This is a genomic window from Streptomyces sp. NPDC044106 (assembly GCF_056433985.1).
Genome location: NZ_JBWKFZ010000006.1, coordinates 255,695 through 279,921 on the forward strand (window position 1 = coordinate 255,695; position 24,227 = coordinate 279,921).

Here is a 24,227-nt window from a genome sequence, read left to right on the forward strand (position 1 = left end):
TAGTGTCGCATCCACAGCACCGGAACTCGCCCGCGTCGCAGCTCTCCCGGTATGCGTCAGCTTTTGAGCAGAGCTTCGAGGTCCCGCCTGACCTCATCCCGCAACTCCGCTGGCAGCTGCCGGTACATCCCCCACGCGCGTTCAGCGCCGCTCAGTGGCCGCGCGTCGGCAGCCATCCATACCAACAAGTCCTTCTTGAACCGCACCGGCAGTTCCTTGATCCTGTCCCACACCTGCTCACGTGTCATCTGCGCACCAGTCAGGTGCTTCACCGTCTCGTTGCAGCGAGCGCACTCGGTGATCAAGTCTTCGGAGTTCGCCCCACTACCGGACTTGTGCGGGTTCACGTGCCCCAGCGTCAAGCGAGCGTGGGAGCCACGCTCACCCGCGTACTCCTCACCCGCGGCCACACCACAGCGACGGCACATATGGCCATCGCGCTCGAAGACGAACCGCCGAGTCTTCGCGCTGATCTGCCTCAACCCCGCAGCGCGGTGCTCCCTCTCCCAGACCGGGTGGCCGATCTTCTCCAGGTACAGCTCATCGGCCTGCAAGCTGGGCTTGTCGCGGTAGGTCTTGATATCCCAGCCCGCCGGCCGCAGGTCTCTCATGCGGCGGTCCACCTGCTCAGAGCCTGGGATGGCGGCCCGCAGGGCCTGCTTCTTGAAGGTCCGCCCTTCGCCGACTTCATCCCTCAGCCACAGAGCCACCCTCACGCGGGTGCCGAGCGCCTCATCTCGCCAGTCGGGCCTGCTTCCCATGACAACCCCTCCACACGCCAGAACACCGGTTCGCATAGTCCTTCGTTCGCGTCGAAACCTTAGCTTGCCGCCACTTGCCGCGGCAAGTGGCGGCAAGCTGCTCGGGACACTCGTCGGAACGACAGCCCCGAAGGGCGCCCCTCGTGACACAGCTATCGACCAAGGTCACCCCCCGTCGCTCATGCCTCGAACTCTGCGCAGGTGCGGGAGGGCAAGCGCTCGGCCTGGAGAGGGCCGGGTTCCAGCACGAAACACTGGTGGAATTGGACACTGACGCATGCCGCACTCTCCGCGGCAACCGGCCAGACTGGAATGTTCTTCAGGCAGATCTCCGGACACTGAATGCGGATTCCTTCACCGACGTGCGACGCCATGACCTCCTCGCAGCGGGAGTACCGTGTCCGCCCTTCTCACTCGCCGGCCAGCAGCTGGGCGCCGATGACGAGCGCGACCTCTTCCCGTACGTCTTATCGCTGGCCTCGGCGGTCAGGCCGCGAGCCGTCCTCATCGAAAATGTGAAAGGACTTCTTCAGAGCAAGTTCTCCGCCTATCGGTTCAAAATTGTCCAAGCTCTCTCGGCCCTTGGGTACACCGCGGAGTGGAGACTTCTGTACGCGCGGGACTTCGGGGTCCCCCAGCTCCGGCCGCGCGCCGTCCTCGTAGCCCTTGAGCACCACGTCTTCGAGCACTTCCGATGGCCGGATGAGACCACCTCCGCCCCCGTCGAGGCCGCACTCGTAGGGAATGTTCTTCGCGAGTCAATGGCGTCCCGCGGATGGGAACTGGCCGATCCCTGGGCTCAACAGGCCCAGAAGGTCGCACCCACGCTATGCGGCGGCTCGCGGAAACACGGCGGCCCAGATCTTGGACCCACACGAGCACGGCAGGCCTGGGCAGAAATCGGAGTCAACGGCTCAAGTGTGGCTGACATGCCACCCGGCCCAGGCGACGTGCTTCCGGTGAGGCTGACCGTTGCGCAGATGGCTCTATTGCAGGGCTTTCCCCCAGAGTGGAAGTTCGAGGGCTGCAAGACGTCCACTTACCGGCAAGTGGGTAATGCGTTTCCACCACCGGTGGCGCAAGCAGTCGGCCGTACGGTGATAGAGGCCTTCGATCATGCGGACAGTGCAGCCGGAGGCAACACCAGGCAGCCCCTTACCGGTCACCATGAGAATCAAGGTGACGAAGCAGCGCACGGACATCGGCCATGTCCATCCCCGCGGCAAGTGACGGTTCTTCCTGCAAGTCCGCGAGCTGCTGCACCGACGGATCATCGAGAATCTGCCCCATGAACTGAAGCTTGTCCTCCAACCGGAGAGCTACCACTTCGTCGATCGTCTCTTCTGCGGCGAGAACCGTGACCCGCGTCTCGGTATCAGGTTCGAGCCCCAGCCGATGAATGCGGTCAAGGCTCTGGAGGAACCTGCCTGCCATGAAGTCACGGTCCACATAGACGGCGTCGTGACAGACCTGGTGGAGGCTGATGCCCTCTCCCAGGGTCGCGGGATTGGAGAGAAGCACGTGGCAGTCAGGGTCTTCTCTGAACCGCCTGAGCTGCTCCTGGCGATCAGGTGTGCCTCCATGCACCACGGCTGGTTGGTAGGCGGAGAAGAGTCGCTCCATGGTGGTCAGACTGCGCACGAAGGTCGTCCACACCAGGGTCTTCCGCCCCATGGCCGCGTTCTCGGCGACGATGCTCAGCGCTTCCTTGTATTTCGGAGAGAGTTCGTATTGAGGCAGCTGTTTGAGCAGCGAGTACAGGGAATCCGTCCGTGGCACCTCCAAGGGCGGGACCCGGTAGTCGAGCGGTGCGTACCGGCTCTCTCCCTCCATCAGCAGGGCCGGGCTCGTACCCGCCATGAGCAGGCGCAGCATCGCCTTGCCCAGGGCGTCGAAGTCCTCCCGCCCGGCCTCAGCGCGAGCGGTGTAGCGGCCGACGAGCGCGTCGTACACCTCGCGGTGCAGCGGCGGGAGCTCGACGTAACGGATGCGTGTCTCGAAGGGGGGGAGGCCCAGTTCGTTCTTGGTGGTCCGGGTGAAGAGCGGGCGCAGCACCGTACTGGCATGGGCGAGATCACCGCCGGCCACGGCATTGGTCACAACCCGGCGGCCGTGACCGGGCCAGACGAAGGACAGGAGATTCTCCAGGTCGCGAGCGCCGTTGGGAGCCGGCGTTCCGGTCAGGATGAGGCGCCGACGGGCCAACGGCCCTAGTGCCATGCAGGCACTTCCGTAGATGCCGCGCGCCCCGAGCTTCATGCGGTGGGCCTCATCGAGGATGAGCATCGAGGGTGCGCCACGCAGCCAGGTCGCGAGTGCGGCGAGTGACCGATCGAGGCGCTCGTAGTTGACGATCAGGACATCCGTACCCGGGCTGGGTGTGCGCTCCATAACCCGCGCGGTGAGCGGCTCTCTGAAGCACACCTCGCTCTCGTAATCCCACGACTCGTACGCGGACTTAGGGCTCACGACGAGCAGCCTGCGCACGCTCCCCTGTTCCCGCATCGCGGCGAATACCGCCAGACCGACACGCGTCTTGCCGGCCCCCGGTACGGAGAAGTTCGCCCCGTGCTGCAAAGACAGAAGACGAGCGATGTCTCGTCGCTGGAAGTCAGTCAGGTCCGCGCGCCACTCTGGACCGAGCCGCTCCAGGACTGTGTCCGGTGATACGGCGGCGGCCGATCCGGAGTCCTCCAGCCATTGCTCGGCACGCTCGGCGTCGTCGAGTACGCCACCGACGAGGGTTGCCAGCTCCCCTTCCCACTCCACGTCCGCAGATGGCCAAATAGCCAGCGCATCAAGCCCAGTGAGAAAGTCATCCAGGTCGACCTCCACGGACAGCAGCGTGCGCTGTCCGCCTGCGGGGAAACGTGCCGCCAGCTTCGCGAAGTCTCCTTCACGCCCCGGAGCCGCTCGCAGGACAGCGCGCGTCCGCGTGACGTCAGAGGAAATCCGCAGAGACGGTTCGGCGACGGCGGTCACATGCCCTCCTGCCTGACCGATTCGCGAAGCCAGGAGACGCCGTCACCTGGCGCCTTGATACTGCGCTGGGTCGCCACAGCCAGCTTCGTCAGGGTCTCGCGGAGCGTCAGCACCGCCTCATCAAATGCCTCCTCGTCGAGACTTCCGGAAGCCTTGGCTAGCGTGAGGTCGGTAATGCACTGCTCGATGTCCTGGCAGGCATCGGTGATGCGGTCCTGTGCTGCCTGCTTGCGCTTGCGCACCCGAGCGTCCTTGCCTGCCGGCTCCAAAGCGTCCCCAACCGCCTTGTGCGCGGCGGCGAACGTCGCTGTCGCGGACTTACTGCGTTCGGTGAGGAGGCCGTCCTCTGCGGTCACCACTGCCTTCGCTTTCAGAATGGTGTCCGTCAGAGCCTTGGCCTGAGCGACCTTCGGCGCGGACGGCTTCATGGTCCGGTTGAGCCCTGGAATGGCCACCGCCGCCGGAGCCTCGGGCTCCGTCTTCAGCGCGTCCGGCAACTGCTTGTCCAGGTACCGGTCCCTGAAGTCGGGCTCGATCAGCCGTACGTCCGTCTTGGAGAACCCAAGGACAATGGCCGTGAGTCGCGTCTCTTTCAGGACCTCCGCGTTGTCCTTGCTCGCCGTCGACTCCTTGGCGTACCGACGGTACAACTCACGGAGCTTCTCCTGGTGCTGCTCGAAGTCCAGCAGCCGAAGCTGAGCACCTCCGTCGCCTGACCGCTCGATCAGGTCACGAAGGCAGGAGAGAATCCACAGATCCTGCTCGCAGGTGTTGGCACGGATACGGAACTCCCGCGCCACATCGGCCAGTGGCCGGCCCAGAAGCTGTTGCTCCTCCATGGCCAGCAGCCGGTTGATGTACGAGTACTCACGACGCTGGTCCGGCCGGAGCTGGAGCGACAGCTCTACAGCGTTGATGTCATCCCAAGTACATGACTCCGGCAGCACACCCACCCGGATGTTCGTGATGCCCAGTTCCTTGAGGGCCGCACGACGGGTGTTGCCGTTGACCAGAATGCCGTCCCGCGTGATGAGACCGGGCTCGTTCTGACGGTAAGAGCGGAGACTCTCCATCAGGTCGTCGAAGTCAGGGTCCTTCTTCGAGGGGTCGGCCGGCAGCATCTGCAGCAGGTAGTGCAGGTAGTCCTGGCTGTCCGGCGCCCAGGGCTCCTGCTTAAGCAGTTCGTCGCGCTCAGGCTCGTGATCCCGCTGGGCGCGGATACGGTGTGTTCCCGGGTTGTAGTAGAGCGTCTCCACCGGCATGTCAATGACCTCGACGGAGAGCGGTTGTGTACGCCACTCGATGGTGAGCGTCTCCCGGACGACGTTCCCGCCGGCGATTTCCTTCAGTCGTTCTTCAACTCGCGCCTTGTTCTCTTCCGCCAGCGGCGGTCGGCCGAATTCCCTGTCCACTAGCAATCTCCTCAAGAGCATCAGATTTAGTACTGCTACGTGGGGGCCGCCTCCCACCCGAGGGAGGGAGGCGTAGCCTCCGGACTATCAAGGGTTGGTGGCGCCTACTCACCCGCCGGCTTCAGGGCTTCGCGGATCTTCACCCTCGACTCCTCGGGAAGCGTCCGGTAGTCGGCCCAGAACGCCTCCGCCGCGCTGAACTCGCGCCGGTCCTGGTCCATCCAGCCCGAGAGCACCCTGCGTTCCAAGCCGCTCAGGCCCTCGGCGCGCTTCAGCATCTCGCCCAGATCCACCACGGCGCCACGCCCTCCCACCCTGCAGCGGTTGCACTCGGCTACGAGCTCCGTCTTCTCAGTGCCATTCGGCTGTCGCACAACTCGGCGAGCGATGTCGATCTGGGCGGATTCATGAGTGCCGGCATAGACCTCCCCCGGCGTGATACCGCACGACCGACAGAAGTGCCCGTCCCGCCTGAGCACTTCGCGCCGTCGGGTCTGAGTGATCGAAGTGCCGGGGCGCGTGCCCTTGCCCGGCTGCCACACCGGCTCACCCTGCTTCACGAAGCGCTGCTCGTGCTGGCCGAGGGAGGCGTCCTCACGGTTGGTGTTGATCTGCCAGCCGTGGTCCCTCAGGTCACGTACTCGGCGATCAGCCTGGCTGACCCCCGGGAAGGCTTCCTTCACTGCTTCCTTGGTGAAGATGTTCCCTTCGCCCACCACGTCCACCAACCACAGGGCAGCGCGCTTCATGGTGCCGAGCTTCGGGTCAGTCCATGACGGCATGTCCACCTCGTACCCCTCATCCTTGTGCTGGGTCTACTTGGGCCGCGAACGGCGGGGAGACCCGCCGGTCCGCGACACCAGGAGCCTTGCTCAGGCAAGGGTGCGAAATCCAGTGCCAACCGGGAATTGCACTGGCGCCATAAATTGCACGTCCGCAATGGCCGTAGCGCCTACTCATGAAGCCAGTTGCTCCAGCAGTATGGAAGGTCCACTCAGGCGACCGCGCCATACGGAGAGGCTGGCCCATATATGGCGACGAGATCCGCGGGGGTCCTTCCCCAGCAGGATGACAACGCTCTTCTGCCCTTACCCAGAGAGGCGTTCCTGGAGGCCCTGCGAGCTGTACTGACCGCAGTGGGCCTCACCCAGGGGACGATCGCCAGGCGGGCAGGCGTCAGCCAGTCCAGCCTGTCCTGTTACAACACGGGCAGGCGAGTGCCGGACGCAGGGAAGCTGGAGAGGATCTACAAGGTCCTGGAAGACGAGGCCCAGCGGACTTCGGCGAAGGCCTTGCCGCACACGCTGCCCTATCTGCTCCAGCTCCGTGACGCCGCTCGCGCTCAGCGCATCGCGCCCTCAGCGGCGAACGCCGCTATGGCGGCCACCACAACTCGCCCCGCTCAGCAGCCGGCCTACGCAACGTTCCACAACCAGCGCCGCATGAAGCGGATTCGGCTCGCTCGCCGCAGACTTGCGGGCCCGTCGGCACGGGCAGAGGTGCCGGTCCCCCTTCAAGAGGGGGACCGGCACCTTGCCGACAACGCGCATGCCGCCGACATCGCGGATTACCTGGGCCACGTAGCGGCGGGCCGATATCGGGATGCGCAATTCAACGTCTGGGCGAAGGGACACAACCTCGCCTCACGAGAGTTCCCTCGCGCCGTAGCCGCCTACCGAGACGCCGGAGCGGAGGACGGGGCGGAAGCCATGCTCAACGCCGCCGCGAACCGTGACGACATCCAGGCTTCCGTCAACATCACCGCCGCACTGATTGATGAGGGTCAAGTAGACGACGCGCGCGTCATATTGGCGGCCATCCGCACGGATGAGTAGCCCGCCCCCGCCCTCGCCGGCGGGCCACCTACGCCGCTGCGTCGGCCTCCGCCTCGAAGTGCATCTGTGCCCGTTCTAGCGCCTCGCCCGGGTCTCCTCCTTGCGCGACCAGCCAGTGGAGCAGATCGGCGATTACGTCGGTGACCGACTCTTCGAGGACCGCGAAGGACGGCGCCAGAGCGGAATTCACACCGGCCACCCGTCGGTACTCGTCAAGTACCTGCGCGGCTCGCCGAACCCGCATACAGTGGCGGGCCGGTTCGAGGGAGAGTTCGCACCAGACGGCCTTTCCAGTTGCAGTGAGCAGTGTGCCCCACTCCTCACTCAGGGACGCCAGCAAGTGAAGGCCACGCCCGCACTCCGCTTCCCCGCACACAGCGCTTAGAGCCGGCGCGAGGCGGCTCTTGTCGTGGACCTCCACGCGCAGACGATCGCCGCGTGGTTCAAGGACCAGCGTCGCTGCCGTCCCTTCGCCGACATGCTTGATGACATTGGTCGCCAACTCGGTCGTGACCAGCTCCACTTCGTCATTGACGTCCAGCGCACCCCACAGCTTCAGGTGGCGTCTCACCGACTTGCGCAGCAGCTGAAGTTCCGCCGGCGCCGCCTCGAATGGCAGGACACAGCGCAGCCGCCGTTCCCCCTCGTCGTGAATGGACATGGAGGCTCCCTCCTCCCAGACCACGCAGAGCTGCGCCCGCCGTATCTGTACGGCTACACCGCGTAGTGAACCATTGGCGAGGATGGCACAGAGAACTCTCGCTATGTAACTTCTCACGCGAATCCTTCGAGTGAACCTGCTGGAGGGCCAACCAGTTGGACACATAGCCTGAGCGCGACCTCAGGCCGGGCACCCGGCCGCTGGGGAGGAGCCGCACGTCAGTACGGAACACCACTCGCCGACGCCAGCTAGGCGCCATGATGCGGAAGCTGCGCGCCCGCAAGGGCATGACTCTTGAGGAAGCCGGCACCCTCGTCGGGGTGTCCAAGGCGACGGTGAGCAGGTACGAAACGCAAGCCGGTCCGGTCAAGTGGCTCGTGGTTGATGCTCTCTGCCGTGAGTACGCGGCAACCGAGGCCGAGCGCCGCGCCGTTGTGGCCCTCGCCAAAGACGCCAAGCAGCAAGGATGGTGGAGTTCGTTCACCGACTCGATTCCCGAGAGCATGAACCTCTTGCTCACGCTGGAAGACGAGGCCGTACGTGAAGACCACTTCTCCTGCGTCTACGTCCCTGGACTGCTGCAGACGCGGGCTTACAGCACCGCGGTCCAGCAAGCCAACGAAGTGCGCCTCGCCCCGGCCGAGATCGAACGCCTCGTGGACATCCGCATGAAGCGGCAGGAGGTTCTCACCCGGCCGACTCCCCCTCGGCTGTGGGCCATTCTCGACGAGTCCGTCATCCGTCGCGTCGTGGGATCCCCGGCTGACATGAAGGAACAACTCGGCCGGCTCCTCGAAGCGAACGAGTCACCCGGCATCACGCTGCAAATTCTGCCGTTCTCCAAGGGAGCCCACTCCGCTGCCCTCGGCAGCTTCGTGATTATCGGTGGCACGGAACCAGCGCTGGACGTCGTGTACGTCGACCTCCACACCGGTTCGCTCTTCCTTGAGAAGGACGAGGAACTGAACCGATACCGGCTTGCGTTCGACTACCTCCGCGCACAAGCGTTGGACATGGAAGCCTCCTCCTCCATGATTCAACGCGTCCGCAAGGAGCTGTAATGCCTGTTGTGCCTCCATCCCCCTCAGCCATCTCGTGGTTCAAGTCGTCCTACAGCGGGGGCAACACCACCGAGTGTGTGGAGGCTGCTTTCCTGCCTCGCGGTGTCCTCATACGCGACTCCAAGCGAGCCGACGGGCCTCTCCTTCTGGTCTCTTCCACAGCGTGGGCCCGGTTCGTCGCGGACGCCGCCGACCGGCTCTGAAGGTCGGTACGTGGCGGTGACGCGGTTCTCCGCCTCTGTGAAGCACGGTCATGTGTGAGACCGGCTCAGCCGTAAACCCTGTACCCATGGGCGGCACGCCGCGACGTACGAGGAGGAGAACCCGTTGCCTTACGCCCCCGAACACGACCAGGACCGCACATTCCTCGACCAAGCCATCGCCCTCTCCCGCCACGCCCTCGACCCCGGCACCAAGAAGCCCTTCGGTGCCGTCGTCGTCATGGATGGGGAAGTCGTGGGGTCGGGGAGCAACTCCGTCGTCGAGTCGTGTGATCCGACCGCGCATGCCGAGGTCATGGCCCTGCGGGACGCGGGGCGGCGGCTCGGGAACTTCCTCATTGAGGGCGGCACCCTTTACTCCAGCTGTGAGCCCTGTCCGATGTGTCTCACCGCCTGCTACTGGGCGGGGATCAGCCGTCTCGTCTACGCCGCCGACCGGCACGACGCCGCCCGCAACGGGCACCCGGACCTGCAGTTCTACCGGGAGCTCGCGCTGCCCAACGGGGAGCGGCAGCTGTTGGACGAGGTGGCCGTCGAGGGGGAGGTCCGGGCCGCCGCGGTCGGGGTTCTCGCCGAGTGGGCCGCCGAGCAGCCCGGCCCCGTCGAGCCGAAGCTCTGAGGGTGCCGGCCGACGCCTCATTGCTCCGCGTTAGCCTCACCCCATAGCAACATGGGCAACATAGACAACCTGGATGTATCACCGAGAGGCGGATCGATCATGGCGAGGATTCCCACGGCAGTCGTGGCCGCGAGCGGGCTGGTCGGGGGCTACGCCACCGCGCGGGCCACCAAGAAGCGTCCCCTCGGCGGAGCCGTGCTCGCCGCGGCCGGGACCGTGGCCGCTCGGCAGTGGCGGGAGGCCGCCGGTGCCAAGACGGCCGCCGCGCTCACCGCCGCGTACGTCGCCGGGTTCGCCGGGTCGCATCCGCTCGCCAAGAAGGTCGGGGCCTGGCCCGCGGTGTTCGCCGTGGCTGGGGGCGTGGCCGCGGCCTCTTGGGCGTTGGCCGATCGTCGCGCCTGATGTGAGTGAATCCCGCTCGTGGGGCTCTCTTGAGGGTCTCGGGAGGGGGTAGGGCGCGCGGCGGAGAGTGCGGGGGTTCTCTAGCTGGTCGGTGTGCCTCTGAACGTTGTTCGGTACGTTGCCGGAGGCACCCCCACCCCCGCCACGAAGTGCTGCCTCAGCGACGCTCCCGTGCCGAAGCCCGCCTCCGTCGCTATGCGGTCGACCGTGTGGTCCGTCGACTCCAGCAATTCCCGCGCCCGGTCCACCCGGCGCCGGGCCAGCCACTGCATCGGCGTCAGGCCCGTCTCCTCGCGGAAGCGGCGGCTGAACGTGCGTACGCTCATCGAGGCTCGGGCCGCCAGCTCACTCAGCGTCAGGGGGGCGGCCAGGTTGTCCTCCGCCCACGCGCGCGCCGCGCTCGTCGACGTCGACTCCCGTACCGGGACCGGCCGTTGGATGTACTGCGCCTGGCCGCCCTCCCGGTGCGGCGGCACCACCGTGCGGCGTGCCACGTCCGCCGCCACCGCCGCGCCGTGGTCCTCGCGGATCATGTGCAGGCACAGGTCCACCCCGGCCGCCTCCCCCGCCGACGTCAGGATGCGGCCCTCGTCGACGTACAGGACGTCGGGGTCGACGGTCACGGAGGGGAACGTGCGGGCGAACAGGTCCGTCGACAGCCAGTGCGTCGTCGCCCTGCGGCCGTCCAGGAGGCCCGCCGCCGCGAGGACGAACGCGCCCGTGCAGATCGAGGCGATTCGAGTGCCCGTCGGCACCGAGGCGAGTGGCCCGGCCAACCGGTCCGGCAGGGCGCCGGGGGCCAGCGACTCGTCCTCCTCGTGCGATGCCGGGACGATCACCGTTTCCGCCCACGTCAGCGCCTCGGCTCCGTGCGGGGCCTCGATCGGGAAGTCCGCGTCCGTACGGAGCCTGCCTGGGCCGGTCGCCGCGCAGGTCCGTACCTCGTACAGGCGCTCCCCCGACGGGCCGCGCGCGGCGCCGAACAGCTGGTGCACCAGGCCCAGTTCCATCGGAAGCACGCCGTGCCGGACCAGGACGGCCACCCGGCGCCGCCTCGCACGGGGCGGCTGTCCGGCCGCTTCTGCTGGTCTCACTTGGCCTCCGCCGACGACAGCGGCGTCGCGATGTCCTCCAGCGAGCGGCCCTCCGCCTTCACCGCCAGCGCCGCCGCCACCAGACCCGCCGCGCACATCAGGCCCGCGCCGATCTGGAAGGCGAGGACCGTGTCGCCGACCACGCCCGACTCGGTCAGCTTGGAGAAGATCAGGGGGCCGCTGATGCCGCCCGCCGCCGTGCCGACCGCGTAGAAGAAGGCGATCGCCATGGCGCGGGTCTCCATCGGGAAGATCTCCGAGACCGTGAGGTACGCGCTGCTCGCGCCCGCCGACGCGAAGAACAGGACCACGCACCAGCAGGCCGTCAGCGTCGTCGCGCTCAGCGAGCCGCGGTCGAACAGCCAGGCCGTGGCGAAGAGCAGGATGCCGGAGAGGAGATACGTCGAGGAGATCATCGGGCGCCGGCCCACCGTGTCGAAGAGCTTGCCGAGGAGGAGTGGGCCCAGGAAGTTGCCCGCCGCGATGACGGCGAAGTAGTAGCCCGTGCTGCCCGACGGGACGTCGAAGAACTTGGTGAGGATCGCGCCGAAGCCGAAGGTGATCGCGTTGTAGAGGAACGCCTGGCCGATGAAGAGGGAGAGGCCGAGCACCGCGCGTTTGGGGTAGTCGCGGAAGACGGTCTTCGCGATCAGCCCGAAGCCGATGCTCTTGCGCTGGTGGATGGTGATCTCGCCGCCCGGGGGCGGCAGGCGCTCGCCCTTCTCCTCCTCGATCTCCCGCTCCACGGAGGTGACGAGGGCGTCCGCCTCCTCGCCGCGGCCGTGGATGAACTGCCAGCGCGGGCTCTCCGGTACGTGGCGGCGTACGAGGAGGATCACCAGGCCGAGGACGACGCCGAGGGCGAAGGTGAGCCGCCAGCCCAGGTTCTTGGGGAGGATCCCGGTGTTGAGCATGAGGACCGAGAGCAGCGAGCCGCCGATCGCGCCCAGCCAGTAGCTGCCGTTGATGATCAGGTCTACGCGGCCGCGGTACTTGGACGGGATCAGTTCGTCGATCGCCGAGTTGATGGCCGCGTACTCCCCGCCGATGCCGAAGCCGGTGAGGAAGCGGAAGAGGAAGAACCACCAGGCGTCGAAGGAGAGCGCCGTCAGGGCGGTGGCGGAGAGGTACACCACGAGGGTGACCATGAACAGCTTTTTTCGGCCGAACTTGTCGGTGAGCCAGCCGAAGAAGAGCGCCCCGGCGCAGGCCCCCGCCACGTAGAGGGCGGCCGCGACGCCGGTGACCTGGGCCGAGGAGATGGCCAGGCCGCTGCCCTCCTCGGAGAGGCGGCTCGCGATGTTGCCGACGGTGGTGACTTCCAGGCCGTCCAGGATCCAGACGGTGCCGAGGCCGATGACGATCATCCAGTGCCAGCGGGACCAGGGCAGCCGGTCGAGGCGGGCGGGTACGGCCGTGGTGACGGTCGACGTGTCGTCGGCTGTGGTCATGACACCTCCCGGGAGCCCCGTGGCTCTTCCCGGGGGCTCCTCCAGAGTGCCCGGCAAACGCGGTCTCACGCGCGGCGAGAAGGCCGTACAGCCGTCGTACGCGCGGCTGAACGCGCTCTCACGCGCGGCGGCAGGGCCGTACGGCCGTCGTACGCGCGGCGCGCCGCGCCAGCCGATACGTCGCTGCCCCGCGCCCCGCCCTACGCCCCGAGCAGCCGCGACACCGCATAGATCGCAAGCCCCGCCAGCGAGCCCACCACCGTGCCGTTGATCCGGATGAACTGCAGGTCACGGCCGATGTGCGCCTCGATCTTCTTCGAGGTGTGCTCCGCGTCCCAGCCCGCGACCGTGTCCGTGATGAGCGAGGTGATCTCGGCGCGGTAGGTCGTGACCACGTAGACCGCCGCGCCCTCCACCCAGCCGTCGACCTTCTGCTGGAGGCGGGCGTCCGTCGCCATGCGGGCGCCCAGCGAGAGGAGCGAGGCGCGGACGCGCAGGCGGAGTTCGCTGCGTTCGTCCTCGGCGGCGGCCACGATCATGGCGCGTACGGCCGACCAGGCGGAGGCGATGAGGTCCTGGACCTCGTCGCGCCCGAGGACCTCCCGCTTCAGCCGCTCCACGCGTTCGCGCGTGTCCGTGTCGGACTGGAGGTCCGCGGCGAAGTCGGCGAGGAAGCGGTCGACGGCGCCGCGCGCGGGGTGCTCGGGCATGTCCCGCATCTCGGTGACGAAACGGAGCAGCTCCTTGTAGACGCGCTCGCCGACCCGTTTGTCGACGAACCGCGGGGTCCAGCCGGGGGCGCCGCCCTGGACCGCGTCCATCACGGAGTCTGCGTGCTCGACGAGCCAGTCGTGGGCGCGGACGCAGACCAGGTCGACGACCCGCTTGTGGCCGCCGTCCGCCACGACCTTCTCCAGCATCTTGCCCATGCCGGGGGCGATCTCCTGGGCGTCGGCGCGGCGCGTGATCGCCTCGCCGACGACCGCCTGCACATCGGAGTCGCGCAGGACCGTGAGGGCGCCGCGCAGGGCCGTGGCGAGCTCGGCGGTCACCCGGTCGGCGTGCGCGGGCTCGGCCAGCCAGGTGCCGAGGCGTCCGCCGATGCCGACCGCGTGCAGGCGGCCCCGTACGACATCCGCGGACAGGAAGTTCTCCCCCACGAAGTCGCCGAGCGAGGCGCCCAGCTGGTCCTTCTTGTTCGGGATGATCGCCGTGTGCGGGATGGGCAGGCCGAGCGGGTGACGGAAGAGCGCCGTGACCGCGAACCAGTCGGCGAGCGCGCCGACCATGCCCGCCTCGGCCGCCGCGGCCACGTAACCCGCCCAGGGGCCCGCGCCGGAGTGCTGCGCCCATTTGGCGAGTACGTAGATGAGGGCGACCAGGACGAGCAGGCCCGTCGCCGTGGTCTTCATACGGCGGACGCCGCGCCGCTTCTCCTCGTCGGCGGGGCTGTAGGTGAGGCCGCCGGACCCGCCGGGCCCGCTTGCGCCGCCGCGGGCCGCGCCTACGCCGACCGGGCTACCGGCCGCGCCCGTCCTGGCCGGTTCGGTTCCCGTCTTGGCCGGTTCGGTCGGTTCCTCCGTGTTTGTGCGTTCCACTCACTCCACCTGGCCCGTTCGCCTCGTCCTCGTCCTCGTCCGCATCCGCATCCGCATCCGCATGGTTTCCTCGCCGTGCCACGTCTCGTGTCCCGATTGTCCCCACACCGTGTGGCGTACGCCCCTTCCTGACCGACTCCTGGAACGGACGACAAGTTCCCGGCGTCCCAGAGGACGGAGGGGGGCAGTGTCGGCCGCCTCACGGCCCATGCCGCATCATGGGGTGATCACACCGGAGCCTCGGGGCTCCCCCTTCCCGAGGAGAAAGAGCCCGCATGACCAAGCGACACGGTTATGCCCTTCTCGCCGCGGTCATCGCGGTCATAGTGGTGATCTCGGCCGCCATATACGTCGGGGTCTCCACCGACGACGGCTCGCAGGACCCCTTCAGCGCGGGTTCGCGCAACCCCCGTAACTCCGCCGCACCCGCCTCCTCCGGCAGCTGGGTCGGCTCCTGGTCCGCCTCGCCCGCGGGGTCCGAACCGGGCACCGAGCGGCGGGGGTTCGCCGGCCGCTCCCTGCGCAACGTCGTGCACACCAGCGTCGGCGGCACGAGTGCCCGCATCACGCTGTCCAACCTGTACGGGCGTACGCCGCTCAGCATCACGCACGCCTCGATCGCGCTGGCCTCCGCGTCGAACAACCCGGCCGCCGCGGCCGGCACGCTGCGCAGGCTCACCTTCGGCGGCAACACGTCGGTGGTGATCGCGCCGGGGCAGCAGGTGCTGAGCGACGCCGCCAGGCTGCGCGTCCCGCACGACGCGGACCTGCTGGTCACGACGTACTCGCCGACCCCGTCCGGGCCCGTCACCTACCACCCGCACGCGCGCCAGATCAGCTACGTCGCCGAGGGTGACCGCACCGAGGACCAGTTGGGTGACGCGTACACCGAGCAGAGCCCGTACTGGCGCTACCTCACCGCGGTGGACGTCCTCAGCAACGAGACCGAGGGCACCGTCGTCGTCTTCGGTGACTCGATCACCGACGGCATCTCCTCCACGATGGGCGCCAACCGCCGCTGGACCGACGTCCTCGCCGACCGGCTGCGCGACGAGCCCGGCGCGCCTCGTTACGGCGTCGTGAACCAGGGCATCAGCGGCAACCGCGTCCTCTCCGACGGGCGCGGCAATCCCGCCGTCAATCCCAGCGGGCTCTCCCGGTTCGGCCGTGACGTCCTCGACCGCACCGGCGTCAAGGCCGTCGTCATCGCGCTCGGCGTCAACGACATCCTGCGCAACCCGCACCAGAACGATCCCGACCGGATCGTCGAGGGGCTGCGTGAGCTGACCCGGCAGGCGCATGGGCGTGGCCTGCGGGTCGTCGGGGCGACGCTGATGCCGTTCGGGGGGCACCGGGGGTACGAGCCCGCTCTGGAGTCCGTGCGGGAGGGTGTGAACGCGCGGATTCGCTCCGGCGAGGTCTTCGATGAGTTCGTGGACTTCGACCGGGCGTTGCGGGATCCGTATGACCCGCGGAGGCTTCGGGCGCGGTTCGACTCGGGGGATCATCTGCATCCGTCCGATGCGGGGTTCCGGCGGATGGCTGAGGTGTTTGATCTTGCGGGGCTCAAAGGGTCGGCTGCGCTTTGACCCTCCCGGGGTGGGGGGCGGGTTTTAGGGAGGCTTCGGTCTGGCTGGTCGGGTAGTGCGGCCCACCCGTTGCTCTGGTGCGCAGTTCCCCGCGCCCCTTCTAGGGAGGCTTCGGCGGGCCGGGCCTGTATGCGCAGCCCACCCGTTGCTCTGTTGCGCAGTTCCCCGCGCCCCTGGAGGAGGCTTCGGTCTGCCTCGTCGGTCAGTGCGGCCCACCCGTGGCTCTGTTGCGCAGTTCCCCGCGCCCCTTGGGGGGTCAGTGTCGGTCGTTTCCTCGTTCCAGGGCTTCTCTGCGGCGTTGTTCCTTTAGGCGTAGGCGTTCCATTCTGCGGATTTTTCGGTCTACGCCTATGCCACCCATCAGGGCGTAGCCCCTGACCGTCACTCGGGGGGAGCCGGGGGTGCCCTCGCCCGTGGCCTTGTCGTCGATGCCGCCCATGATTCCGAAGCCCTTGACCGTGACGGTCATGTCCGGGGGGACGATCACCTGTATTCCGCCCATGATCGTGAAGCAGCGGATCTCGACCTCGCGTTCCGTGAACCTCGCCTCGCGCAGGTCGATCTCGCCGCCGCCCCACAGCGCGAAGCCGACGAACTGGCGGCCGACCACCCAGCCGCCCTTGCGGCCGAACCCGCTCCAGACGGCGAAGCCGAACGTGGAGGACGGTTCGCCGCCGCGCACCATCCGCTCGTCCCAGTCGATGGCGGCGGGATCGTCGCTCACCGGCCGCTTCACCATGGACACCTTGGCGCCGTGCGAGGGCAGATCGCGGGTGAGAGGGGCCAACTCCCCGTACGTACGCGCCCGGTACGCCGCGTCCAGGCGCTCCTCGAACTCCGACATGTCGAGGCGGCCCTCGGTCAGCGCGTCCCTGAGCTGTTCGGCGACCTTCTCGCGGTCGGCGTCGGAGGCGCGCAGGTCGGGGCGTTCGGGGTGTTGGGGGTGAACGGGGTGTTCGTCATTCATATGGGCAGCCTACGAGCTCCCCTTCTCCGCGTACATCTTGGCGATGACCGCTTCGATGTCCGGCTCCCTGACCGAGAGATCGGCCAGGGGATAGCGCGCCGCGATCCGCGCGACAAGCGGAGCAGCTGACTCCGCCATGGGGAAGGCCAACCACTGCCGAGGACCCTCCACCCTCACCACCCGCGCCGACTCGTCCTCGATGGGCGGCAGTTCACGTTCGAGGTCGACGACGAGGGTGCGCTCGCTCTCGCCCACCTCGTGCAGGCCTGCCAGCGGCCCGTCGTACATCAGGCGCCCGTGGTCGATGACCATCACGCGCTCGCAGAGCTGCTCGATGTCGGTGAGGTCGTGCGTGGTGAGGAGGACCGTCGTGCCGGACGCCGCGTTCAGGTCGCGCAGGAAACCCCGCACCTTCGACTTGCTGATCACGTCGAGGCCGATCGTCGGCTCGTCCAGATACAGCACCTCCGGGTCGTGCAGCAGCGCCGCCGCGATGTCGCCGCGCATCCGCTGGCCGAGGGAGAGCTGGCGTACGGGCACGTCCAACAGGGCGCCGAGTTCGAGGAGTTCGACGCAGCGGTCGAGGTTCTCCGCGTAACGGCCGTCCGGGATGCGGTACATCCGGTGCATCAGGCGGTACGAGTCGATCAGCGGCAGGTCCCACCAGAGCGTGGTGCGCTGGCCGAAGACGACGCCGATGCGGTGGGCCAGGCGGGTGCGCTCGCGGGAGGGGTCGATGCCCGCGACGCGCAGCCGGCCGCCGCTGGGCGTCAGGATGCCCGTCAGCATCTTGATCGTCGTCGACTTGCCCGCGCCGTTGGGTCCGATGTAGCCGACCATCTCACCGCGCGGCACGGTGAAGGAGATCCCGTCGACCGCCCGCACCTCGTGCCGTTCATGTCGCAGGAAGCCGGTCCGCTTGCGTACGTCGAAGACCTTCTCCACGCCGTCGAGCTCGATGAAGGCGGTACTCATGGTGGTTCAGCTCCCGGTGCTGCGGTACGAACGGAGGCCTGCGCGCCAGGCGAGACCAGCCAGGGCGAGAGCGCCGACGGCCACCGGCGGCGGCGCGAACGCCACCCAGGCCGGCAGGTCGAGCGGGTAGGGCCGGCCGAGCACGTACAGCGCGGGCAGCCAGTTGACGAAGGCGAGCGGCAGGACGAAGGTGACGCCGCGCAGCAGGTCCTTGGCGAAGACGGTCGGCGGGTACTGCAAAAGCGTGGTGCCGCCGTACGTGAAGGCGTTCTGCACCTGGGACGCGTCCAGCGCCAGGAACTGGAAGGCCCCGCCCATCACGAACACGGCCCCGAAGATGCCCGCGCCGCACAGCAGCATCAGCGGCACCATCAGGACCTTCACCGGACTCCAGTCGACGTCCAGGACGACGAGCGCGTACCCGAGGACGCACGCGCCCTGCGTGACGCGGCCGATCCTGTGCAGGCCGAAGCGGTCGGCGGCGACCTGGGCGATGACCGGGGCGGGCCGCACCAGGAGCGTGTCGAGTGTGCCGTCGCGCACCCGCCTGCCGAGCCGGTCCATGGAGCCGAGCGCGAGGTCGGCGAGGCCGAACGCGGTGCACGAGACGCCGTACAGGAAGGCGATCTCGGCGAGCGAGTAGCCGCCGAGCCGGTCCACCTGGGAGAACATCAGCAGGATCGCCACGAAGTCGAACGCGGTCACCGCGAAGTTGCCGAACGCGGTCAGCAGGAAGGAGACGCGGTAGGCCATCAGGGAACGGATCCACATGGCGGAGATCAGCCGGTAGGCACGGAACCCGTCGCGCACCTGCGCCACGCCGCCCCGCACCCGCGCGAGCCCGCCCCTCCCCGGCGTCGGCTCAGCCACCCTGGACCACCACCCGTCGCGTCGCCGCCGCCTGCAACAACCGCCCGGCCGTCACGAGCGCCACCGCCCAGCCGATCTGGAAGGCGTACGTCCGCAGCACATCGGCGCCGGTCGCCTCGCCGAGGAACACGTCGGCGGGCATCTGGAGCAGCGCCGACCAGGGCAGCGCGCGGGCGATCTCGCCGAGCGCGCCAGGGAAGACGTTCAGCGGGAGCAGCATCCCGGAGAAGAAGGTGCTCGCGAGCATCGCCACCTGCGTGGTGCCCGCGCCGTCCAGCAGCCAGAACGCGGAGAGCGCCACCAGGAAGCGGATGGCGTAGCCGACCACCGCGCCGAGCACGACGGCGACGAGGAACGCCAGCCAGCGCAGCGGACCCGTCGGCAGCGTCAGATCGAAGACGAGCCCGCCGAAGAGCATCGGCACGACACCGCGTCCGAGCAGCTGGAAGGTGCCACGGCCGAGATCGGTCGCCAGCCACCAGAGTTGCAGGTCGGCGGGCCGGTACAGGTCGACGGCGATGTCCCCGGTGCGGATCCGCTCGATCAGCTCGCTCTCGAAGCCGCCGCCCATCAGGGCCATCGTCGCCAGCAGGCCCTGGCCCAGCCACACATAGGTGAGTGCCTGAGACTGGTCGTAGCCGCCGAGCCCCGGCCGCTCGTCCCACAGCGCGAGGTACGTGTACGCCAGAATGAGCCCGAAGACGGAGTTGGTGAACACCCCGGCCGCGGTCGCCACCCGGTACGTGGCGTATCTGCGGAAGCTGCCCCCGGCGACGGCCGCGTACAAACGGAACCGTCCTGTACGCACGTGCATCCCTTTCACCGTGGGCTTCGTCTTCACCTTGGGCTCGGTCTTCACCCCGGGCTGCGTTCCCGGCCGGGCCACCGGCCCAAAGCGCTGGAGCCTAGTGCTACCGGGGTCGTCCGTGCCAGGCAATTTCGGTGCGGGGGCGCGTGCCTGGTCACGAACGTGTGTGGCCACGGTGTGCAATGAGGTTGCAATGGGTTGCAATGGGGTTTACGAGGCGTACTGGACGTACGACGCTAACCGGGAGTTCCGCGAGACATGAGCGACGAGCCGCAGCAGCAGGGCCCTGCCGGGCGCAAGGGCTGGGCGCCCAGGGACCCGCAGGACACGCCCTCCGGCGAACCGGCGAGCGCGCCCGGGGGCGAGGACGTGGCCGGGGGCGGGGATGCGGCCGGGGACGGGGGCGCGGCGGCGGCAGCGGCAGCCGAGGGCACGGGGCCGGAGAACCCCGAGGCGTCCGAGACACCCGAGACATCCGAGAAGTCTGCAAAGCCCGAGAAGCCCAAGCGGCCCAAGCGCAAGGGCTGGCGGCGGATCTTCCCGACCTGGCGCATGGTCCTCGGCGGCTTCATCCTGCTGGCCCTGCTGCTCGTCGGTGGCTTCATGGCGGGCTACATGCTCGTCGACATCCCGCCGGCGAACAGCGCGGCCACCAAGCAGAGCAACGTCTACCTGTACTCCGACGGCACCCAGATCGCCCGCGACGGCGAGGTCAACCGCGAGAAGGTGCCGCTCAAGCAGATGCCGCTGACCATCCAGCACGCCGTGCTCGCCGCCGAGGACCGCGACTTCTACGGCGAGTCCGCGGTCGACCCGAAGGCGATGCTCCGCGCGGCCTGGAACACCGTCACCGGCAAGGGCAAGCAGTCCGGTTCCACGATCACCCAGCAGTACGTGAAGAACTACTACCTGGGCCAGGAGCAGACGGTCACCCGGAAGGTGAAGGAGTTCTTCATCTCGATCAAGCTGGACCGCGAGGTGAGCAAGGACGACATCCTCGAGGGCTACCTGAACACCAGCTACTTCGGCCGCAACGCGTACGGCATCCAGGCCGCCGCGCAGGCCTACTTCGGCGAGAACGTCCAGGACCTCTCCACCGCCCAGGGCGCCTACCTCGCCACCCTCCTGAACTCCCCCAACGCCTACGACGTCGCCACGCACCCCGAGAACAAGCCGCGCGCGGCGGGCCGCTGGAACTACGTCCTGGACGGCATGGTCAAGGAGGGCTGGCTCGCCAGGTCCGACCGGGTGAAGATGAAGTTTCCGAAGCCCGACGAGGCCAAGGGCGCGGCGGGCCTCTCCGGGCAGCGCGGTTACGTCGTCAAGGCCGTCGAGGACTACCTCACGGCCAACGAGATCATCGACGAGGACACCCTCGCCAAGGGCGGCTACCGCATCACGACGACCCTGCAGAAGGAACGCCAGGACGCCTTCAAGAAGGCCGTCGACGACCAGGTGATGTCCAAGGTCGACAAGGGCGCCCGCAAGGCCGACCGCAACGTGCGCGCGGGCGGCGCCTCCATCGATCCGGCGACCGGCAAGGTCGTCGCCATGTACGGCGGCATCGACTACACCAAGCAGTACGTCAACAACGCGACGCGGCGTGACTACCAGGTCGGCTCGACCTTCAAGCCGTTCGTCTTCACCTCCGCGGTGGAGAACGGTTCGGTCACCCAGGACGGCCGCCCGATCAACCCGAACACCGTCTACGACGGCACCAACAAGCGCCCCGTGCAGGGCTGGAGCGGCGGCGCGTACGCCCCGGAGAACGAGGACAACGTCGACTACGGCGACATCTCCGTGCGCACCGCCACCGACAAGTCCGTGAACTCGGTGTACGCGCAGATGGCCGTCGACGTCGGCTCGGACAAGGTCAAGGACACCGCGGTCGCCCTCGGGGTCCCGGAGGACACCCCCGACCTGAACGCCTCCCCCTCGATCGCGCTCGGCCCGTCCACCGCCAGCGTCCTCGACATGACCGAGGCGTACGCGACGCTGGCGAACCACGGCAAGCACGGCACGTACACGATCGTCGAGAAGATCACCAAGGACGGCAGCGAGGTCGAACTGCCGGAGCGGAAGACCGCGCAGGCCGTGACCCGCGAGGCCGCCGACACCACCACGTCCATCCTGCAGAGCGTCGTCCAGGGCGGCACCGGCACGGCGGCGCAGGGCGCGGGGCGTCCGGCGGCGGGCAAGACCGGCACCGCGGAGAACGACACGGCGGCCTGGTTCGCCGGCTACACCCCCGAGCTGGCGACGGTGGTCTCGGTGATGGGCCAGAACCCGGACACCGGGGCCCACACTCCGCTGTACGGGGCGCTCGGCGAGCAGCGCATCAACGGTGGCGCGTACCCGGCGCGGGTCTGGGCGCAGTTCACCAAGGCCGCCCTTGAGGGCAAGCCGGTCAAGGACTTCGACCTGGAGGTGGGGCAGGGCGCCGACCAGCCCCTGCCGCCGACCGACCCGGCGACCGGCGGCACCGGGGACCCCGAGACCGGCGGCACCACGGACGGCGGTCCCGACACCGGCGGGGGCCAGGCCACGGGCGGCACCACCACCACGGACGGCGGCCAGAACCCCGGCGGCACCACCACGGGCGGCGGCGGCCGTACCGGCGGCACCACCACCGATGGCGGCCAGACGGGTGGGCCCACGGACGGCGGGACGGCCGACGGCGGGCCCACGGACGGCGGCACCGCCGACGGCGGGCCGACCGACGGGGGCGTCCCGGGCGGTCCGACGGACGGCGGCACCGATCCCGGCGGAGCGGCCGACGGCGGCACGGAGGACGACGGCGGGGCGCTCGGCGGGTTCACGGACGGGTAACGGCGGTCGCGGACGGGTAACGGCGGTCGCACGGGTAGCGGCGGTGAGGCCCGACAGCCCCCTCCCTCAGTGCCCGGACGTCGCCTTCAGGCCGACCACGGCGACCAGCAGCAGGCAGACGAAGAAGATCCGGGCGGCGGTGACCGGCTCACCCAGAATCACCATGCCGAGCACCGCCGCACCCGCGGCGCCGATGCCGACCCACACTCCGTACGCCGTACCGATGGGCAGTGTCTTGGCGGCCTGCGACAGCAGCATCATGCTGGCGACGATGCCCACGCCCGTGAAGACGCTCGGCCACAGCCGCGTGAAACCGTCCGTGTACTTCATCCCGATCGACCAGCCCACTTCGAGCAGACCGGCGACGATCAGCAGAACCCAGGCCATGACGGCACCTCCGACGAGCAGAACGCGAGAACGCGTTACCTGATTGGGGTGCGTCGTCTTTGCGGAACCCGGTACGGCGCGTCTCGTCGGGGTCATTCCAAGGTAGCAAAGGCCGCGCGAAAGGGGCCGGTGACGATGGTCACCGGCCCTTTCGGACATCTTCGGAGGGTAGGCCGGACGGACGGGCCACCCGGGCCGAACGGGCTACAGATACAGCCCCGTCGAGTCCTCCGAACCCTCGAACCGGTCGGCGGCCACGGCGTGCAGGTCGCGCTCCCGCATCAGGACGTAGGCCACGCCCCGCACCTCCACCTCGGCGCGGTCCTCCGGGTCGTACAGGACCCGGTCGCCCGGCTCGACCGTCCGTACGTTCTGCCCGACGGCGACCACCTCGGCCCAGGCGAGCCGTCGGCCCACGGCCGCGGTCGCGGGGATCAGGATGCCGCCGCCGGAGCGGCGCTCGCCCTCGCTGGTGTCCTGCCGCACGAGCACACGGTCGTGCAGCATCCGGATGGGCAGCTTGTCGTCGTGGTGGGTCTTCTCGCTCACGCCCCAGAACCTACCCGCACCGGCCGCCGTCATGGTCTCCCGGGTCGGAACCCGGGGGCGGAACCCGGGGCCGGAACTCCTCAGTCGTCGCGCCGCCGCGAGCTCACCACGAGCAGCCCGACGAGGCCCACGGCCACCAGGGCGACGGGCACGATCCGTTCGATGCGCGGGGCGCCGTCCTCGGTGACCAGCTGTCCCCGCACATCCGAGACGAAGCGGTTCGCCCCGACGTACGCCCGGCCGAGCGTGTTGTCCACGCTGGAGACGACCTTCGCCTTCGCGTCGCCGACGATCGTCTTCGGGTGGACGCGCACCCCGATCTCGTCGAGCGTCTCGGCCAACTGGTCGCGCCGGCGCTTGATGTCCGCCTCGATCTGCGCAGGGGTCCTGGCATCCGACACCGCGCTGCCTCCGTCGTCGTAGCTGAAAATCGGAACCGGTCTATCAGTGGATCTGTATCCCACAGTCTGTCAGCTTCACGCGCACCGCACCCCACGGCACCCCTATTACGCTCGACTCCGTCACCACACCCTGCGCGCGGCACCCCATACCGCAGCACCCTTACAGCAGCACCTCTTGCCGCAGCACCCCTTACCAGGATCACGAGGAGACCGAACCATGAGCGAGCGACTGCAGCCCGGCGACACCGCCCCCGCCTTCACCCTGCCCGACGCCGACGGCAAGGACGTCTCGCTGGCCGACCACAAGGGCCGCAAGGTCATCGTCTACTTCTACCCGGCCGCCCTCACGCCCGGCTGCACCAAGCAGGCCTGCGACTTCACCGACAACCTCGACGCGCTCGCCGCCGCCGGGTACGACGTCATCGGCGTCTCGCCGGACAAGCCGGAGAAGCTGGCGAAGTTCCGCGAGCAGGAGAACCTCAAGGTCACGCTGGTCGGCGACCCCTCCAAGGAGACCCTTGCGGCGTACGGCGCGTTCGGCGAGAAGAAGCTGTACGGCAAAACGGTGACGGGCGTGATCCGCTCGACCGTGGTGGTCGACGAGCAGGGCAAGGTCGAGCACGCGTTCTACAACGTGAAGGCGACGGGGCACGTGGCGAAGATCATCCGCGACCTGGGCGTCTGAGGCCGCCACTCCTCCCGTATCCGCCTTCCGAAGTGTGACGAAGCCCCCCTCGCGGGGGGCTTTCGTTTGC

23 protein-coding genes, 1 pseudogene and 1 riboswitch are annotated in these 24,227 nt (G+C 68.5%); of the genes and pseudogenes, 9 read left to right on the top strand and 15 right to left on the bottom strand.

Annotated features, from left to right (window positions below):
* Positions 1–56: 56 nt before the first annotated feature.
* Positions 57–761: an HNH endonuclease gene (locus AC07DI_RS12880; RefSeq protein ID WP_384253793.1), complete on the bottom strand. Its 705-nt coding sequence runs from the start codon at positions 759–761 to the stop codon at positions 57–59.
* 143 nt (positions 762–904) lie between these two features.
* On the opposite strand from AC07DI_RS12880, the pseudogene AC07DI_RS12885 reads away from it, so the two are divergent.
* Positions 905–1,852 (top strand): annotated as a pseudogene (locus tag AC07DI_RS12885) (DNA cytosine methyltransferase); the annotation flags it as partial.
* 64 nt (positions 1,853–1,916) lie between these two features.
* Here the strand turns inward: AC07DI_RS12885 and AC07DI_RS12890 are convergent.
* The 3 genes from AC07DI_RS12890 to AC07DI_RS12900 all read right to left on the bottom strand — a co-directional run bounded on the left by AC07DI_RS12890 (position 1,917) and on the right by AC07DI_RS12900 (position 5,943).
* Positions 1,917–3,743, bottom strand: a complete 1,827-nt coding sequence (locus tag AC07DI_RS12890; protein WP_389713262.1) for a DEAD/DEAH box helicase — start codon at positions 3,741–3,743, stop codon at positions 1,917–1,919.
* Positions 3,740–5,155 (bottom strand): transcriptional regulator, encoded by a 1,416-nt coding sequence (locus AC07DI_RS12895; protein WP_478904252.1) that lies wholly within the window; start codon positions 5,153–5,155, stop codon positions 3,740–3,742. Before AC07DI_RS12895 ends, AC07DI_RS12890 begins: the two co-directional genes overlap by 4 nt.
* A 104-nt stretch (positions 5,156–5,259) precedes the next feature.
* Positions 5,260–5,943 (bottom strand): hypothetical protein, encoded by a 684-nt coding sequence (locus AC07DI_RS12900; protein WP_384253786.1) that lies wholly within the window; start codon positions 5,941–5,943, stop codon positions 5,260–5,262.
* Between the two features lie 243 nt (positions 5,944–6,186).
* On the opposite strand from AC07DI_RS12900, the gene AC07DI_RS12905 reads away from it, so the two are divergent.
* Positions 6,187–6,990: a helix-turn-helix domain-containing protein gene (locus AC07DI_RS12905; RefSeq protein WP_478904253.1), complete on the top strand. Its 804-nt coding sequence runs from the start codon at positions 6,187–6,189 to the stop codon at positions 6,988–6,990.
* Positions 6,991–7,018: 28 nt separating this feature from the next.
* Here the strand turns inward: AC07DI_RS12905 and AC07DI_RS12910 are convergent, their stop codons facing one another.
* Positions 7,019–7,651 carry an ATP-binding protein gene (locus tag AC07DI_RS12910; RefSeq protein WP_478904255.1) on the bottom strand — a complete coding sequence of 211 codons (633 nt, stop codon included), beginning with the start codon at positions 7,649–7,651 and terminating at the stop codon, positions 7,019–7,021.
* 257 nt (positions 7,652–7,908) lie between these two features.
* Between AC07DI_RS12910 and AC07DI_RS12915 the strand changes: the two genes are divergently transcribed.
* From AC07DI_RS12915 to AC07DI_RS12930, 4 genes are all read left to right on the top strand, one after another.
* A complete protein-coding gene (locus AC07DI_RS12915; RefSeq protein WP_478904257.1) occupies positions 7,909–8,712 on the top strand; it encodes a helix-turn-helix domain-containing protein in 804 nt (267 codons plus the stop codon).
* Entirely contained in the window at positions 8,712–8,915 is a 204-nt protein-coding gene (locus AC07DI_RS12920; protein ID WP_389713254.1) for a DUF397 domain-containing protein, read from the top strand. Before AC07DI_RS12915 ends, AC07DI_RS12920 begins: the two co-directional genes overlap by 1 nt.
* Positions 8,916–9,039: 124 nt before the next feature.
* On the top strand, positions 9,040–9,552 hold the full coding sequence (locus AC07DI_RS12925) for a nucleoside deaminase (RefSeq protein WP_478904259.1): 513 nt from the start codon (positions 9,040–9,042) through the stop codon (positions 9,550–9,552).
* Positions 9,553–9,651: 99 nt separating this feature from the next.
* Positions 9,652–9,954 carry a hypothetical protein gene (locus AC07DI_RS12930; RefSeq protein ID WP_478904261.1) on the top strand — a complete coding sequence of 101 codons (303 nt, stop codon included), beginning with the start codon at positions 9,652–9,654 and terminating at the stop codon, positions 9,952–9,954.
* A gap of 80 nt (positions 9,955–10,034) precedes the next feature.
* Here AC07DI_RS12930 and AC07DI_RS12935 read toward each other — a convergent pair whose 3' ends face one another.
* From AC07DI_RS12935 to AC07DI_RS12945, 3 genes are all read right to left on the bottom strand, one after another.
* Entirely contained in the window at positions 10,035–10,964 is a 930-nt protein-coding gene (locus AC07DI_RS12935; RefSeq protein WP_478904463.1) for a GlxA family transcriptional regulator, read from the bottom strand.
* An 80-nt stretch (positions 10,965–11,044) separates the two neighbouring features.
* Positions 11,045–12,499, bottom strand: a complete 1,455-nt coding sequence (locus AC07DI_RS12940; protein WP_478904262.1) for an MFS transporter — start codon at positions 12,497–12,499, stop codon at positions 11,045–11,047.
* A gap of 200 nt (positions 12,500–12,699) precedes the next feature.
* Positions 12,700–14,097, bottom strand: coding sequence for a DUF445 domain-containing protein (locus AC07DI_RS12945; RefSeq protein WP_478904263.1), 1,398 nt, complete (start codon positions 14,095–14,097; stop codon positions 12,700–12,702).
* A gap of 275 nt (positions 14,098–14,372) precedes the next feature.
* Here AC07DI_RS12945 and AC07DI_RS12950 point away from each other — a divergent pair, with 275 nt between their 5' ends.
* Complete coding sequence (locus AC07DI_RS12950) at positions 14,373–15,686, top strand: SGNH/GDSL hydrolase family protein (protein ID WP_384253765.1); 1,314 nt, start codon at positions 14,373–14,375, stop codon at positions 15,684–15,686.
* A gap of 256 nt (positions 15,687–15,942) precedes the next feature.
* On the opposite strand, the gene AC07DI_RS12955 is transcribed toward AC07DI_RS12950, so the two are convergent.
* Genes AC07DI_RS12955 through AC07DI_RS12970 form a run of 4 tightly spaced genes read right to left on the bottom strand, consistent with a single transcriptional unit; the run spans position 15,943 to position 19,312 of the window.
* Positions 15,943–16,653 (bottom strand): DUF1707 SHOCT-like domain-containing protein, encoded by a 711-nt coding sequence (locus AC07DI_RS12955; protein WP_478904265.1) that lies wholly within the window; start codon positions 16,651–16,653, stop codon positions 15,943–15,945.
* 9 nt (positions 16,654–16,662) lie between these two features.
* Entirely contained in the window at positions 16,663–17,628 is a 966-nt protein-coding gene (locus AC07DI_RS12960) for an ABC transporter ATP-binding protein (RefSeq protein WP_384253760.1), read from the bottom strand.
* A gap of 6 nt (positions 17,629–17,634) precedes the next feature.
* Complete coding sequence (locus tag AC07DI_RS12965; RefSeq protein WP_384254074.1) at positions 17,635–18,459, bottom strand: ABC transporter permease; 825 nt, start codon at positions 18,457–18,459, stop codon at positions 17,635–17,637.
* A gap of 31 nt (positions 18,460–18,490) precedes the next feature.
* Positions 18,491–19,312: an ABC transporter permease gene (locus tag AC07DI_RS12970; RefSeq protein WP_478904267.1), complete on the bottom strand. Its 822-nt coding sequence runs from the start codon at positions 19,310–19,312 to the stop codon at positions 18,491–18,493.
* 252 nt (positions 19,313–19,564) lie between these two features.
* Between AC07DI_RS12970 and AC07DI_RS12975 the strand changes: the two genes are divergently transcribed.
* The gene (locus AC07DI_RS12975; RefSeq protein ID WP_478904269.1) at positions 19,565–22,135 is read left to right on the top strand and encodes a transglycosylase domain-containing protein; all 2,571 of its coding nucleotides are present in this window, start codon (positions 19,565–19,567) and stop codon (positions 22,133–22,135) included.
* A gap of 66 nt (positions 22,136–22,201) precedes the next feature.
* Here the strand turns inward: AC07DI_RS12975 and AC07DI_RS12980 are convergent, their stop codons facing one another.
* From AC07DI_RS12980 to AC07DI_RS12990, 3 genes are all read right to left on the bottom strand, one after another.
* Positions 22,202–22,522 (bottom strand): DMT family transporter, encoded by a 321-nt coding sequence (locus AC07DI_RS12980; protein ID WP_150168366.1) that lies wholly within the window; start codon positions 22,520–22,522, stop codon positions 22,202–22,204.
* Between the two features lie 47 nt (positions 22,523–22,569).
* Positions 22,570–22,634, bottom strand: a riboswitch (guanidine-III (ykkC-III) riboswitch).
* A 92-nt stretch (positions 22,635–22,726) separates the two neighbouring features.
* A complete protein-coding gene (locus AC07DI_RS12985) occupies positions 22,727–23,071 on the bottom strand; it encodes a GroES family chaperonin (protein ID WP_030793504.1) in 345 nt (114 codons plus the stop codon).
* Between the two features lie 80 nt (positions 23,072–23,151).
* Complete coding sequence (locus AC07DI_RS12990) at positions 23,152–23,472, bottom strand: DUF3618 domain-containing protein (RefSeq protein ID WP_478904270.1); 321 nt, start codon at positions 23,470–23,472, stop codon at positions 23,152–23,154.
* A gap of 217 nt (positions 23,473–23,689) precedes the next feature.
* Between AC07DI_RS12990 and bcp the strand changes: the two genes are divergently transcribed.
* Positions 23,690–24,157 (top strand): thioredoxin-dependent thiol peroxidase, encoded by a 468-nt coding sequence (gene bcp, locus AC07DI_RS12995; RefSeq protein ID WP_384253751.1) that lies wholly within the window; start codon positions 23,690–23,692, stop codon positions 24,155–24,157.
* The last annotated feature ends 70 nt before the right edge of the window (positions 24,158–24,227 follow it).